Annotated in this window: 8 protein-coding genes; 2 read left to right on the top strand and 6 right to left on the bottom strand. The window is 52.4% G+C overall.

Features of this window, described 5'->3' with window-relative positions; genetic code table 11:
• Nucleotides 1-300: 300 nt before the first annotated feature.
• Complete coding sequence (locus Q31a_RS03825; protein WP_145074237.1) at nt 301-2,034, top strand: LVIVD repeat-containing protein; 1,734 nt, start codon at nt 301-303, stop codon at nt 2,032-2,034.
• A gap of 2,142 nt (nt 2,035-4,176) precedes the next feature.
• Here the strand turns inward: Q31a_RS03825 and Q31a_RS03820 are convergent.
• Both Q31a_RS03820 and Q31a_RS03815 read right to left on the bottom strand, forming a co-directional pair.
• Complete coding sequence (locus Q31a_RS03820; RefSeq protein WP_145074234.1) at nt 4,177-4,440, bottom strand: hypothetical protein; 264 nt, start codon at nt 4,438-4,440, stop codon at nt 4,177-4,179.
• A gap of 411 nt (nt 4,441-4,851) precedes the next feature.
• A complete protein-coding gene (locus tag Q31a_RS03815; RefSeq protein ID WP_145074231.1) occupies nt 4,852-9,012 on the bottom strand; it encodes a dockerin type I domain-containing protein in 4,161 nt (1,386 codons plus the stop codon).
• A gap of 945 nt (nt 9,013-9,957) precedes the next feature.
• Between Q31a_RS03815 and Q31a_RS03810 the strand changes: the two genes are divergently transcribed.
• Nucleotides 9,958-10,803, top strand: a complete 846-nt coding sequence (locus Q31a_RS03810; RefSeq protein ID WP_145074228.1) for a reverse transcriptase domain-containing protein — start codon at nt 9,958-9,960, stop codon at nt 10,801-10,803.
• A 92-nt stretch (nt 10,804-10,895) separates the two neighbouring features.
• On the opposite strand, the gene Q31a_RS03805 is transcribed toward Q31a_RS03810, so the two are convergent.
• The 4 genes from Q31a_RS03805 to Q31a_RS03790 all read right to left on the bottom strand — a co-directional run bounded on the left by Q31a_RS03805 (nt 10,896) and on the right by Q31a_RS03790 (nt 14,496).
• Nucleotides 10,896-11,543 (bottom strand): hypothetical protein, encoded by a 648-nt coding sequence (locus Q31a_RS03805; protein WP_145074225.1) that lies wholly within the window; start codon nt 11,541-11,543, stop codon nt 10,896-10,898.
• Between the two features lie 738 nt (nt 11,544-12,281).
• Nucleotides 12,282-12,677: a hypothetical protein gene (locus Q31a_RS03800; RefSeq protein ID WP_145074222.1), complete on the bottom strand. Its 396-nt coding sequence runs from the start codon at nt 12,675-12,677 to the stop codon at nt 12,282-12,284.
• A gap of 109 nt (nt 12,678-12,786) precedes the next feature.
• The gene (locus Q31a_RS03795) at nt 12,787-13,071 is read right to left on the bottom strand and encodes a hypothetical protein (protein WP_145074219.1); all 285 of its coding nucleotides are present in this window, start codon (nt 13,069-13,071) and stop codon (nt 12,787-12,789) included.
• Nucleotides 13,072-13,659: 588 nt separating this feature from the next.
• Entirely contained in the window at nt 13,660-14,496 is an 837-nt protein-coding gene (locus Q31a_RS03790) for a tetratricopeptide repeat protein (RefSeq protein WP_145074216.1), read from the bottom strand.
• Nucleotides 14,497-14,637: the final 141 nt, after the last annotated feature.

Genomic DNA, 14,637 nt, shown 5'->3' with positions numbered 1-14,637 from the left:
TGTGCGGAGGGAGGAACACAAACAGATTTTACCTTCAGGGACGGATCGCATGGCGCATGTGGCTTAGCCGTTATGATCTCGCAACGGGCGAGTACCGAACGCATTTCGTGACCAAGATAGGCGTGTCATTACGCAGTTGGCGGCCGCAGCAAGCACACTTCGTATCAAAGACCTATGCAGGTTTGCAGTATACCAGTACGGGTGGACACTGAAATTGAGATTAGCCAGCGCGTCGTGCTTGACTCTTGAATCGTTATAATGAGCTGATCTTGCCCGCATCACCTCTAGATTGATATTCGAATGATGGTTGCTTCTCTTCCGCTTCGCTCGACGCTCATTAGCTTTCTGGCAGTCGCGATGATCGCGCTGTTACCCGATTCTCTCAGTGCGCTGGGGCCTTCGGAAATAGTTGGAGCGTGGGTGATGTCTGTCGACTCACGCCTGTCGCCCGAGTCCGTCGATCTCGAGATTGATCATCAACCAGACGTCTGGAAGGTGACACTGCGAAGCGGTGCGGGCGCAGTCACGACCGATCGTGTGAACCTAGAAGAAGATGTCCTGAGCATTCGATACGGAGTCAAGCCTCTAGACGTCCGAGTCGAGCTAAGGGTACTTGGCAAATCCATGAGTGGGTCTGTTGTAACCGGTGAGGGCGATACGCTACGTCGGCAATCCATCACGGCTCACCGAGTCCCCGAGTTCGATGCAACCCCCGCGCCGAAGCAGGTGGTTGAATCGAACAAGACGGTCGAGCAAGCTCGTGAGTTCTTCGGTGCATGGGAGCTCTCGTTGCAGCGAGCGAATGCCGAGCCGACCAAGGCTATTCGTCTGGGAATGGTCGTGACGGAATCAGATGAGGATCTTATCGTGGGCCACAGCGAATTCGAAATGAAAGGACCGCAGAAAAGGGTCGACCAGGTTCAAAGCACGCATGAAGGACTCCGTTGGATCCTTGACGGCGGCATGTTCGGACTGCTGAACGTCGATTTGGTTTCGGAAAGTGAAAAGCTCCGTGTTAAGGTCAGCGGCTCGGATCAAGAGGCATTTCTAGTGGGAACAGCAATCCGCAAGCCCAAGGCAAGTGATGTTGGAGTTGATTGGGAACAATTAGTCCAGAAGCCGGGTACCGAACTGGTTGGCGTTATCGGTGGCGATGCCCGAGTGGTCGAGGTCGATAGTGACAGGATCATCATTCAACAGCGTGAAGTCGTATCACGGATGTTTAAGGACGATCCATTACTTGTACTTTTTGAATGGTTCCGTCTTCCCGAAGGGTCGCGTTTGATCGCAGTCGAAACAGATACAGCGTGGTCCGTCACCGGCGCGACAATTGATAGTTGGGATATCCGCAATTCCCAGACACCTTTGGCACTCGGAAGTTGCAAGTTGCCGGGTAACCCACCAGAGCTTGTCCACCGTTCGGGACAACTGGTGTTCGCCGCGAACTGGAACGGCCACGCGGATACACAGCAATTGCACGTGATCGACGTGTCTGATCCAAGCAGTCCGATGCTGCTTGCGTCGCACAGTACGCCAAAGGGCTTAAGCAACTACGACCTCGCTGTCTCGGGATCGACAATCTATCTTGCAAACGCGGGGGGGCTCCGCATTGCTGACGCGACGAATCCGCAAACGCTTGTAATGCGAAGCAATTTCGTAGGCCGGGGCCGTTGGGTAAGAGGGGTCGACGTTGTCGGGTCAACGGCTTACATCGCAACTTCGATGCATGGTGGTGCCTCCTGGTTGCAGATCATCGATGCTTCGGACCCAATGACTGCCGTTCAGACTGGACTCTACAGATCGACGGGTGGAGCTCAGGACGTCTCCGTCTGCGGCGACTTGGCGGTACTTGCTGATCGCGCGGCGGGCATAATAGTGCTTGATGTTTCGGAACCTCAGAACGTACGGCGCGTCGGTTATTTCCGAACGAAGGGGCGTTCAAACGAGGTGGACATTTTCGGAGAGCTGGCGTTTGTCGCTATGGATGGCGACGCGGGATCGAGAACACTGCAAGTGATTCGCTTTATGGAGTAGGTCAAGCGAACCGAGTAGTCATCGACCCAAAACACATCGCTCTGTTGCGAGCGCAATCCATTTTACCCAGCCCGGGTCATCACGCGGGCGGTTGTCGTGGGATGGGATCCTTTGCGGTTCGCAGTCTTCGACTGGCTTCCGAGTCGAACAACAGCCAGTCACAGAGAGTAAATTCGATAGACCATTGCCTATTGGTGTCGCCCTAAAACGCCGGTATCCAAGCCGTTATTGGCCACTTCCATAGTTTCGCTCTCGGTGCGGAGGTTGGACCACCCGCTGGTCTGTACGCACTCGGCGCAAGTTCCAGAGGTGGTTTTGACCACGGGCGTTCAGCGCGAGTTGTTTTAATTTGCTTCGCGGCACAGGGGTGGGATGCCAACGCAGGTAATTGCCGGAAACCGATGTGCCGATTGAAGAAGCAGATGCTCGGGCGAAGGTAGAATTCAGATCCAAAACGGATTCGACGCCCAATGTGTCGGTTGGCGTTGCTCCTAGCAACAGTCTGCTTACCGCGGAATGCGGCCACGTCGGTGCGGCCAGAGCTTGCCGAGGGAGGCGACCGGTCATGTCGTTCGCGAGTCCAACTGAGTCGTGATTTTAATGACTTACGCGCTTTCACCAACCCACTCATGTGGGCGTGTCCGAGGACGTCCTGAGCGACGAAGAGTTAAGCATTGGGCGGGCGCGCGAACTATTATGAGTGTTGGCCTATAAGCAACCGAGCTGACAAGTGGCCGCAATTTCACTCAACTGGCAGGACGCATAACCGAGCTGCCGGTCAGAACGGATTCATCAATAAAGCGATCGCCAGCGGTGTTGGAGACCAACGATGCCGACGACACTTGAATCTGTAGTAACGAAGTACCTTCGCACGGGTAGCCCGGCACAACGAACCCGCGAGGAATACAGCACGACCCTCCGTAAGTGGTCACGGTGGAGCGGAGTGGTGCCGCTTGAACGTCTTGGCAGGAAAGAGATCCGAGATTTCTTGATTGGGTTCACGAAGACGCTGCATCGCGTGCGGGAACCAATCCGGGACGCACTACGAATAAGGTCCGCTCGCATTTGCGAGCAGCTCTATCTTGGGCATGGGAAAACGACATTTTAGACGCACTACCGCGATTTCCCAGACACAAGCCACAACGAGACGTCGCTGGCAAACACTATTTAACGAAATCCGAGATCAATGCTCTCTACTTGGCAACACATCAGATGAGGAGCCCTCGAGGTTGGAACGAAGCGTGGCCTGTGGGGAGATATTGGCGAGCAGCTTTGGTTGTATTCTTCAATTACGGAGTTGATACAGGAACGGTCTGGAAGACATTGCCGTTCCATGAGCCGATCCGCTGGCGCCATATTTCATGGGGACGGCAGTCGCCTGACCGGGAGCTCAAAGAGTCATCACCTTGGGGATGGCTCTATTATCGACGCGTGAAAACAGGAAAGGCCTTCTGGCGTCCGATGAATCGCACAGTTAGGCTCCACTTGAAGAGCCTTTGCCCCGACGAGCCAGATCCCGATGCCCCAGTCTTTCTCGGTGGCGGTACTCGTCCGAATATTCGATTCCGCCAACTCTGTAAGTTGGCCGGCATATCTCCAAAACGCGATATTGAATCCGGCGACGAGCGTCTCTGGGTTTTGAAAGACCTCAGAAAAACATGCGCGACCTACTATGACGAGCATGTGCCCGAATCATCGGTCGAGATCCTAGGGCACTCGGCAGGTGGAATTACCTACCGCCATTATGCACATCGAGCTCCACTCGCATTCCGGGCGATATTGAGCCTACCGCAGCCGTCATCGTTCAAGACGCTCGCTCGGGGGTTCGAAGGACAATGCCCATGTTGCAGAAGAAAATTCGAGGAAGCGAATTCTTGAGCAGCGAAGTGCTATGTGCCCAAGGATGGGCACTGACGGTTCGTCATTGCGCACATATGGGGCCTATCGCTGGCTTTCAAACGATATCAGTTTGACTTCGGAGCTACCAGATAGGGAATTCCCCAGATGGGAAAAGAAGGAAATCGGTCGAGGATTTGTGAGTGCCAACTGATGCTAGTTTGAATGTGTTCCAAATCACGGAAGCCAGCCCAATGACGCCAGACTCACTAAAGATGCCATCGCCGTCCAGGTCTCATTCAAACGTTAGCGAGCCTGTTGGCTGATTCGGATCGCTGCTGCCTTGTCAACCGTTAAAAATATATCGAGCGAGCGGATGCCGGAGCCATTGGAATCGCCTTCGCACCAGTTCACCACAAAGCTGCTTTCGCTGATTGCGGGCAATCCGGTGGCAGTGCTTTGCGTGACGAGCGTGACGAGTGCCTCCTTCGCAGGATCGGTTCTCTGGCCAAGATCCTGCGGATCGACCTGATTGGTGGCGATGATGTCATTTCCATCAAAGGTAACCAATGCGATGTTGCGAACGCAGGAAGTAGTGGTCTCATTTTAAACTTGAATCAGATAGTGCCGTACCAAAGTCGACTGAAATGGGTTCGAGACTGGAACGCATAGTTGCATTGAGGGATGCGATAACAGCTGTAGGGCTCTCTCTGTATCCAGAGAGCAAAAACTTATCGCATGCGTTGTGCCGCTATTGAGTTAGTTGCTCAGAATAACCCGTCAGTCGGAGAAACGACGAGATCCAAGTTCACGTCCAGCGGTTGATACGAATTCTGACTTGAAGACAGCAACCGGCGATCCTAGAGGAGCTCAAATGTTGCAGCAAAGTCTTGAATGGCCGGATTCTCATTTCTGCTGTTCCATTGGACTATCTCTGAGGCGCCTTGCGCGAACCAACGACTCAAACGAATTTAACAGTTCTCAAGCGGGCTTCAAAGTGTTATCAGAACCCAAATTGCTTATGCTCTGGAGCGACAAATCCTTGAACCAGCCCTTTAACCAATCAGAACTCACGAGATCATCAACGCAGCTCAGTGACTCCACAATCTGAACGCGACTTGCTACGTGAGCATTTCTCCGGGCAAGAGATATCCTGGAACTCCCTGACTCACTTGGAGGGAGGGGTTCGATTGGTGTACGGGCGTATGTATTTCGAAGGACACTGTCGGCGAAGCTACCTAGGTTCCTAGCATTGGCACCATGCAGTTTTGGTTGCAGTGCGGAAAAACCATAACTCTGTAACGCCCTCTCGCGTGTCGATAGCCCGATGTCGGGAGTAGCGAGTCCAGGAGAGACTGCTTGGCCATTCGTTTCAAGATCGCTGATGCGTTCACCTTCGCCACCTGCTTGTCCGTTGAGGTGGTTAATAATCAAGAGCACATCAATGGGCGAAACAAAGTTGTCTCTACTCGAGTCAATAAAGGGAGCTTCAAACTCCGAGCTGATGACAGAGGGGGCTTGCCCGGAATTCAGAAGATTAATGATGATGAGAGCGTCCAAAGGGGAGACGGTTCCATCATCATTGGTATCCAATGGCTGGGGGGCATTCCATTTGGGGAACTTTATGGTTTCAACAATTTGCAATTCGAATTCTCCGCTCCCGGCTGCCGCATCTGCTATTTCTACCTTGAGCGTTTTGGGGGTTCCGCTGTGCCGCGCTGCGCTCGTCAAGGTCAATGCTTCCAGGATTGTCGCCACACGCTCGGTTGTTGCGCTCACGTGCAGTGCAAGCAAAAGTTGCCCTGCAGCGGCTGGCCGGAAACTTGCCACGCTGAGACCGTCAATCAGAATCTCGGAATTCTCGTTGATTGTAAGATCGTCAGTTTCGCCGATAGAAATTTGGCCTGCGTCAGCGTCTACTGAAACTCGGAGCAATCCTCCGCCCAGGTTCCCCAATTGAGCTTCGAGGATGGTCCACGGTTCCTGAAGCACGATCTTTTCCAACCTTCCAACTTCGACGCTTTGGATGGCACTCTGAATTTCAGGTCCTCGGATCTCTGTTGAGTGGGCCAGCGTTTCGGCAATATACTCAAGGTAGTTGATCAGTGTTCGCTTGGATTCCGCGTCCATGTCCGTTGGCACTGCACCGACCAGTGACTGACGGATTGCATTTACTCGCGTCTCTACCTGTGTCCATTCACCGCCGGCTATGGCGGACTGAGCGTTATCAACTAAGCCGTGAAGTTCAACCGCATAATTCGCGGCAATATTTCCATCCGATACAAATGCCTGAATCGTCTCGCTAAGATCAGACAGGCTTGCAAAATAGACTGAACCGCTAATCATCGCACTGTATGCGGTATCTAAGTACGGGGAAACGGCGGAATAGTTTCCTGTTTCTAACGCGATCCGCCGCGAGGCCGCAGCCAATTCAGTCGCTCGTTCGAAAACTCCATCAGTCGGTGTTGATACAGGCGCGGATGGACTGCCGGCCAGTTCGGCCAGGCGGTCTTTCAGGTATTTCAGTTCAGATTGTTCTGCCGCCGACAAGCCTCGCGTTTCTTGCTCAAGCTCAGTTTGAATGAATATGGATTCTTTCAAGAGAGTCATCGAGTCAAAGGCCGCAGAAAAGCCTAGTGAATACGCAGATGCAACATGCAGCTCTGAAGATAGCGATTGGATATCGCCAATCGCGGTTGTTTTGAAATCCTGGTCAATAGCCGCAATCACTTCCTCAGACCAACCTGCATCTTGAAGCGTCTGTTGAAGCTCCGGCGCCAATCCTTGTTCCCGGAATCGGGCAGCTGATGCTTGATCTTGTGGCAGTAATGTGTTCAGATACGGTTCGAGCACAGTCGACAACGCGATTGATTTTGCTTTCAACAGAAACTTACGATGTGCCTGATTGGATGCCGCCTGCATCTGTTCCATCCTCCACTGCAAACTGCTTCCAACAATAGCTCCGTCTTTTTTGTCGATCGAAGCATTGAGAGCTTCATTCAAACTGTCCGCAGCGTAATCCAATACCTGTTGTTTTTTCAGCGGTGAGCTTTCCAAGTTAGAGACAATATTTGGTATCTGTACAGCTGCCAGCGAAAATTCTCGAAATTGAGCGTCTGGAGGGTCCAGTGCTCGCTCCCAGGCATCATCTAGGATGCCCAGACGACTAACAAGACGCTGCATTTCTAAAGCTATAAGACTGCTTGGTAGTTTAGCAGCACTTAAACTTAGATTTAGTGTTGCCAGGTGATACTGCATGCTCTTCCAGTCGATGACAAATTGATCAAAGGCGGTGATCTTTTCTTGGTCCACTCTCGCAACAAACTCTTTCAATTCCGTCAAATCTGGATTCTTGCTTTCATCAGAAAATAGTTGCGGTTCAACAATTAAGCTGAATGAGCCGCTCGTCTCTGCTTCCTGGTATTCGTAGAGTAAGCCAGCAGTTATTTGGAAGGCAGCTGCTAATTCCCCTGTCGTAATCGCTGCGGAAGCAGCCGTCCCCACAATCCCGATTGTCGACAAAGCGTCAGCGAGGGTCGCCTTGATCGTATTTTCCCAAAAATCAACTCTCCCCGTTTCCTTCAGCGGAAAATCGGGGGGAATCCAGTCCCACTTTGGTTCAACCGATTCAACGAACGAATACGTGCGAGACGTCGCGAGTGTTTCGTGTCTAACCGTAGGATCAATTGCAGGCGCAGAATTGCGGCCGGAGAATGTTGGAACACTTCTTAATTTCAGGTCGACTGCAAAGGGGCTACGATTCGTGATGGTCGTTTCGAAGGTTATTGTTTCGCCTTTTAACGCTTGTTCAGTTGACGGCTTCACCACGACATCAATGTCTACCGCATCAGGCGCATAAAGTGCAAAGTCGTTGTTGGTCTCATCTGATTCCCAAATCCGTTCTAGTGGTGCTGGTGCATCCACCAAGGCGATCAGATAAGGATGGTCCAGAACTGCAAGGAACGAGGTATTCTCTACTTCGAATAGATGGTTACCAAGGGTAGCAGGCCTTTCGACGATTCTATTTGCAGCTGGATCTACATTTTCATCCCAATTCCCGTCCGTGCTCCAGTAGAATCCCAGGTCGATGGACGTTTCATTCACTACAAATCCGCGCACCGAATATCCTCCGCTCACGCCGCCAAAGCTGAGCCAATCCATACCCTCGAACACGATGTCAGTCGCAATTTCCATTGCAGCAACATTGTTGTTTGGGTCGGCATCGGCGTTCTCTCCTGGGTCTATAACCATCAGAAGGTGAGTTGCATCCGCAGGCGGTGCTCCCCAACGGCCAATGACTTCTCTAGCGATAATCCCTTGATGTTTGGCATCGCCATGCGATTCGATCGGCACGCTGTGGATTGCCTCCCCAAGAATAGCGTCTTCCGTAGTAGATGACGCCCAATAGAAATCAATTGCAGCACCCGTGTCATATTGCTGGTCGACGTTAAGTCTGTATTCAATCGGAAAGTCGTGCTGTTTCCACCCTGAGTCACTCGGCTCGCCAGCAAACTCTTGCCAACCAAGTGATTCCGCCTCAAGGTCTGGTTCTTCGATTACCAAATCAAAGGTCGGCGACTTATGCCTAAGTGCACTAGTACCGAATCCTATCCAAGTCGAATCAGTTCCAGCTTCAAATCGAAACCCAAGATATTGGCTTCCCTCTTGAAGCACTTGCTTGGTGAACCCAGTTACATCAATTTCGTAGACACCTCCGTCGCTAACCGTGAAAGAACGGACAAGTTCGGCTGCCCGATGGAGGTCATCGACTGTGATTGAACCATCGGCCGCGTAACCATATAGGTTGACTGAATTGTCCGTGCCGGGTGCTACAGCCTTGAGATTGAGTTTGACGGACTCAACAGCAGCACTTTTGTTATTTCCAACATAGACTTCTACAACTCCCGATATTCCATTGTGCCCCGATTGGACATCTTTCCCCATTACGGTTACGTGGTGATTGAGATAGCTACCACTGCTGTAGTATGCACCGGTCGCTGGATATAAAGTGGTTAACAATTCTCGTGCTTCGAGATGTTCAAAACGATTTACCCGAGCACGAAGCGGACTGCGATGTGGCGACTTGTGAATCGTGATATTAGGTCTGCAAAGAGAATTCAACTTTCCAAAGAAAACAGTCATATTCGGGTGAATCCCAATTTAGGAGATAGCGATATTTTGCTTAACGCAACGTTTGATATCGAAAAGTTCTGGTATACGTTTCGCTTCTCAGCTCCACGATGCATCCGGTGCGCGTCGATAACACGCTAACGTGCAATCCAACCAAGGAAAGAGTGCGATCTCCGGTGTTTCCGGCTTATTTTTAAGCTTCTTGACCGCGACCATCCAGGTTTCCTGTACCAGATCCGATTCGCTAACCCGCCTAGCAACGAGTGGGTCTAGGTACGAACTAACGATTCTATTAAGCGGCTGAGCATAGCGAACGCACAGACTTGCAAGCGCACCATGGTCGCCACCTAGGTACCGCCTTAGTAACGCGGAATCGGAATCGTCACAGCTATTTTGGTCGCTCGAGTCCATAGTTTGCTGCTGCTTGCAAGAACGAAAAAGAGGCCTTAGTTATATCCCGTAAGCCTTTCTCCCGCGGGTCTCAAGAAAACAACGAAATATTGAACTCCGTTCGATCTTGCCGAAGATGGGACGAGCCGCGGTCTCGAAGACTCCGCCAAATCTACAAGCGAGGTAGCAGACCGCAGCAGTTGCGTCATCAATTCGAAAACAGGACTTTCCCAGTTATTCCCAATGCTCCCAGGTAGCGGTTTGCCCCCCAGGCGGACGTGCCATTGGTTTGCAGGGTTGAGAGCATCGGACGGTTCGTCCTGAGTCACCAATAGCCACCGCAGTCGGATCTAGAACCAAACGCCCGCGCACGCAGTCAGAATGACAGCAGCGATACATGCTCCGTCACTCGCGACATGCATGGTCGATGCAACTTCAGCGACTTGGGGAAGTCGCCAATCCGCGTCTGAGTTTCACGCCGACGCCAGTTATTTGTAATCAGGCACGGTACGTTTTTTTCTTTTTCGGGACAAACCAGAGAGCGTTTCGACAATGTAGAATAGTGCTATGTCCAATTGCTTGATGGAAGAAATCGCGTCGGACGTAGTGTTGGAAGAAGCCTACGCCTGGCTGTGCAGACGACGTAAGAACTATTCGCACAATGACGAAGTGTGGGAAGTTCGCTTTCGCTGGGTAGAAATCAAATCCAGGCTTCAGTGCGAGCTTATTGCCGGGCAATACCGCTTCTCTCCGCTGAGGCGAATCCACCGAACGAATGACGACTTGGAAATCTGGTCGGCGGTCGACTCGCTGGTACTCAAGGCGATCGCGATTGTGCTGACCCGTCAATTGGCGCCTAGCCTGTCATCACGTTGCTTTCATTTGGCCGGAAACGGAGGAGCGAAGGCGGCGATACGCGAGATCGTCGCAAGTCTGCCGAAAAATCAATTTATCTTTCGCACTGATGTGAAGAGCTACTACGCCAATATCAAACATGACATTTTGTACGCACAGTTGGCAGAACACCTCGATGACGCAAGGTTACTCGATTTACTGTGGCTGTATATGCGCAGGTCTGTTTACGACGACGGACTCTACGAAGACATCGACAAAGGCATTTCGCTGGGCTGCCCACTCTCGCCACTGATGGGAGCTTTGTTCCTCGACGTGCTCGACAAGCGGATGGAAGCGATGGCGGTGTTCTACGTTCGCTTCATGGACGACTGGGTCGTGTTGGCACCGTCGCGGTGGAAGCTACGAAAGGCCATTGCCTTGGTTAATCGGACACTGGCTGAGCTCGATGTTGAGCAGCATCCTGACAAACATTCATTGGTCAAACAGAACGCGAGTTCGCGTTTCTGGGTTACCAATGAATGCGGCGGGGCTAATAGGTGTCGCCCCGCCAACAATTGAGCGGTTTGTCGAACGTGTGAACCGGCTTTATGAGCAAGGTGCATCGGCGCGGTGCATTGGTGATTACGTGCGACGTTGGATGGTTTGGGTTGTTAGCGGTCTGAAAGACGTTGCCTTCTTCGACGTACAATCAATCCAATTCCAAGCAAGCCTGCGAACGTGGTGATGCTCCCGGGCTCCGGCACAACAGATGACGATTGTACTAAGAATGATCCGTAATTTGGACTGAAATAACCATCGGGGCGATACAGTGCGGGTTCATTATATACCGTGGAAATAAGGCCCGAGTAGAAGACCAATTCAACATACTTATGGGAGGAAATATGAACAGAGGTGCCCGTAATCCCAATGGTTTGCTTAAGTTCAGGTAGTCCATCCAGATTTGTGACACCCAAAAGGTTCGTCAAACCACCCAAACCACCGGACAACGCCCAGCCAGTTATGTTCTGCCCCACGACAGCACCCGGAGTAAATCCATAATTATTAATGAGATTAATCACTTCAACTTCAGTCGCATACCGAAACCCCTCGAAATCACCGCCCGTTCCAAACTGGCTTGAAACATTATTAAATGAGCGGTTAACTGAGAGAGTCAAATCGAGAAAATCCAATCCCTGTACCGTATCGCGTGTTAGGGAGGCGATGCCGAAAGTAGCATGGTCTGCCGACATGACCCCCGCGGACGCTGAAGTGGACAGGCTGACAACGACAACATACACCGCGAGTATATTTCGGAACATTGTAAAACCTTCGTTGGAGTAAAGCTGATGATATGAGCGGGTGAATGACGGCTGATGGCCAATGTCAGGCGGAGAGGAAGAGGCACAGGCAAACCCTGGCGAGAAAATAGTCATTTCGGTGGTAGAAATTGTGGGTCATATGGTGATGTAAAACAATAGGTCGGCTCCTAAATTCCGTCTTTTGTTTCTCGCGGGTTTTGCTCAGCGGACATGTAGCCACTCTGACGATACCCATTGAGCCCTCGGCACTCGGATAGTGTTTGGAGCATTGGAACTAGCACCTGATGCTCCAATGGAAGGCCTCCACAGCCGCCTGGGACGAACAAACTCGAAGTGCGCCGGCTTCATCGACCGATACCAGTTCTTGCACGGTCGAACTGCGTTCAACTGGACAACCCGACCTAAGTTCAACTAGAGCCCGCCATGCGGTTTAGCGGTCAATCTGACAATAAAAGTGATTACACTTGCGCGCTCATGTGGGCGTGACATGGGCTTTCAGTGAATGACGGTTCGACATTTAGCACGAAACGCGTGACTACTGTTTTGTGTCGCCATCCGGGCTTGGCGGCGCATAGGTCAGCTAACAGGTGGCTGACGCCAGCGGCAATGGTTGTATCGGCCTCTGGCCGGGCCAGCTACTCTACTGACCAACTGCCCCGGCTGATCGGCTCCCTTGGCTGCGCGGTTGCCTCAGCTGCCTCACGGTCACTGCGGTTTTCGGCCAGGCATACGGCTGGTTTAGCGAACCGGAATGAATGGGCCAACGTGCTCTGTGACGCCTGGGGCCAGATAGCGTACCTGGGGATAGTAAATGTAAGGTCCATAGCGATAGGCGGGTCGCCCATTCCACAGCGGGTAGTAGCCGTAATAGTTTCGACGCCCGAAACGCAAGCCGGAATTGGCGGGCCGGTTGTAGTAGAACCTCGAGGGCTCTACGTAGTACGGAATACCTTGCGAGACGCCTGCTTGGCCGGTACCGCTCATTCCCGAGTAAACCTGCGACTGGTAGAACCCAGTTGCTCCAGAGCCAACTGCTGCGTTCGAATCCCGCGGTGAGGTGGTTTGTTGCCCATAGGCCACCGCCGAGAGTGCGGTAAATAGCAATATAGATGTAAGTCCGACGGATCGAATCATGGCGAAATCTCCTAAGACAATGTCTCGTTATAGGCAATGCCCAGTCGAGGATACACGCAAACTGAGCCCTACTCAACTCGCTGCACTTGTTGTTCCAATCCCGCCAGATTCAGAGTTTTCTTGCCCGCTTTTTCAACGATAGGGCCGACACCGGGCTCGTGCGGGTGTCGGCAATGCGATGGCTGTCTTCGCCGTGCTTGGAGTTGAACCTGCCATCGCTCTCAGACGATTCCCCGGCCCGGTCGATTAGACGCTGGCGGATGCGTGGCACTTGGGCCCCACCACCTCCGAATGGAGTGAGAGCCAGCAAACCCAAGGCTTCCGCGCCCCCCGGCCGCCTAGTTTTGTTCGTCGTCTCAGCGATTGCGGCTGTCAGTATTGGCGAACGCAGCATCTGAGACATTCCCACGACCATTGCGCGACTATTCTTCCCACGGTGTTCTTGGTCGGTGGATTGGCTTCGCTGCGCAAACTGAAGGACTGATCACAGCCACACTGGTTGGGGCAACGTGCTTCGCATAGGAGCTGTGTTCGTTTCGTCGGACCGTGATGCGTAGGAACCCACGACACTTGAGCGTCGGAGTCGAGTCTATGACGTTCTGGTTGTGGACCAGAACCTCAGGTCTTGCCGCCTCAGATGTGGGAGACCTCCGCGCCTAGAGGATCACCTCGACGACATCCGTGGCCCTCCAACGAAGGCCGGACCTTTGGTTCCCAAATTGCGTAAGGTGGGCGTGACATGGGCTTTCAGTGAATGACGGTTCGTCACTATGTGCGAACGAAAGCCCGGTACAGACCGAGTCGCTGTCAATTAGCTTACGGTTCCTTTGCTAGCGATTGCGGTCGGTGTATCAGACCGCTTATCACTACCGTTGCCGGACGCTATACCCGCCACACCCAAACTGCAACAAAGGGATAGTCGTGAATGGAAAGCTCCGCGCCATCGGCAGCGAGCCGGAGCGTTTTTTCTTCCCACTACTGCCTACTGCTTTAAGAATTGATCAAGGGAAGCGAGCATGTTTTCAGCAGTGCTAAGCTCTCCAGAGAGTTTCTGTGCAGCCGTGATCATTTCTGCCGATAGACCGCGAGTGCCAGTGATGTTTCGCCGAGCGTGATTGTCTGATGATGGATCTATCGTTGCAGACATGAAAAGCAAGGCCAATCCCGCAATCTTGTTTACCGGCACGCCATCTCCGCGGATGTAGAGCATGCCCAGGTTTCCAATTGCAAGTGGATCTCCTTGCACCGAAGCCCTGCGATACCACTTGTTGGCTTCTGCAAAGTCAACCTTAGTGCCACGACCGTTCTCGTGAAGCACTCCTAGATTGAATTGTGCAGCCGAGCTCCCTTGCGTGGCCGCTTTGTCGTACCAGAGAACTGCTTGCGTCTCGTCTCGACCAACACCGATGCCTTGCTCGTACATTAACCCTAAGTTGAATTGTGAATCCGCGTGTCCTTTCAGTGCAGCGATTTGAAATTCTTGGAAAGCGAGCGGCAAGTTGTTGGCTTGGTAGGCGGCGATGCCCGCTTCAGAATTCTTCTGAGCGTCAATGGTTGGTGTGGATTCTTCGGATGCTATGTTCTGGTACGAATCGTCAGGAGATGTGCCAGTAGCGGAGACGCTGGACGCCGTGGAGGCGGCCGGGGCGGTAGCATCATGTGCAGGAGAGTTGGCATCTGGCGTATCGGCTTCCTCTGCCCGGCCGCTACGTTCACGGGAGCGACTCTCGTTGACTGCTAGGTCTTGCTCGGATGTTTGGGTACACCCAGCGACAGCCGATACTAAGATGCAGGTGATTCCTATAAAAAGGTTGTTCATGCCTTCTCCTATGTTGGTGGAAAATCTTGTGCAATTATGTCTGCAGCGTGGACTACTGGAAGTTTGAGTTTCATTGTTTCAGGCGCAAAGGACCAGCTGGCAGACCAAGGTGAGTTGAATATTGTAATTGATTGGCGTTAA

Origin of the sequence: Aureliella helgolandensis (assembly GCF_007752135.1) — a bacterium.
Classification (GTDB): Bacteria; Planctomycetota; Planctomycetia; order Pirellulales; family Pirellulaceae; genus Aureliella; species Aureliella helgolandensis.
This window is presented reverse-complemented; position numbering and strand designations above follow the sequence as displayed.

Coding starts and splice junctions, on each gene's coding strand:
- Q31a_RS03825 (WP_145074237.1), top strand. CDS start 301: ATGATGGTTGCTTCTCTTCCGCTTCGCTCGACGCTCATTAGCTTTCTG.
- Q31a_RS03815 (WP_145074231.1), bottom strand. CDS start 9,012: ATGACTGTTTTCTTTGGAAAGTTGAATTCTCTTTGCAGACCTAATATC.
- Q31a_RS03810 (WP_145074228.1), top strand. CDS start 9,958: ATGTCCAATTGCTTGATGGAAGAAATCGCGTCGGACGTAGTGTTGGAA.
- Q31a_RS03805 (WP_145074225.1), bottom strand. CDS start 11,543: ATGTTCCGAAATATACTCGCGGTGTATGTTGTCGTTGTCAGCCTGTCC.
- Q31a_RS03800 (WP_145074222.1), bottom strand. CDS start 12,677: ATGATTCGATCCGTCGGACTTACATCTATATTGCTATTTACCGCACTC.
- Q31a_RS03795 (WP_145074219.1), bottom strand. CDS start 13,071: ATGCTGCGTTCGCCAATACTGACAGCCGCAATCGCTGAGACGACGAAC.
- Q31a_RS03790 (WP_145074216.1), bottom strand. CDS start 14,496: ATGAACAACCTTTTTATAGGAATCACCTGCATCTTAGTATCGGCTGTC.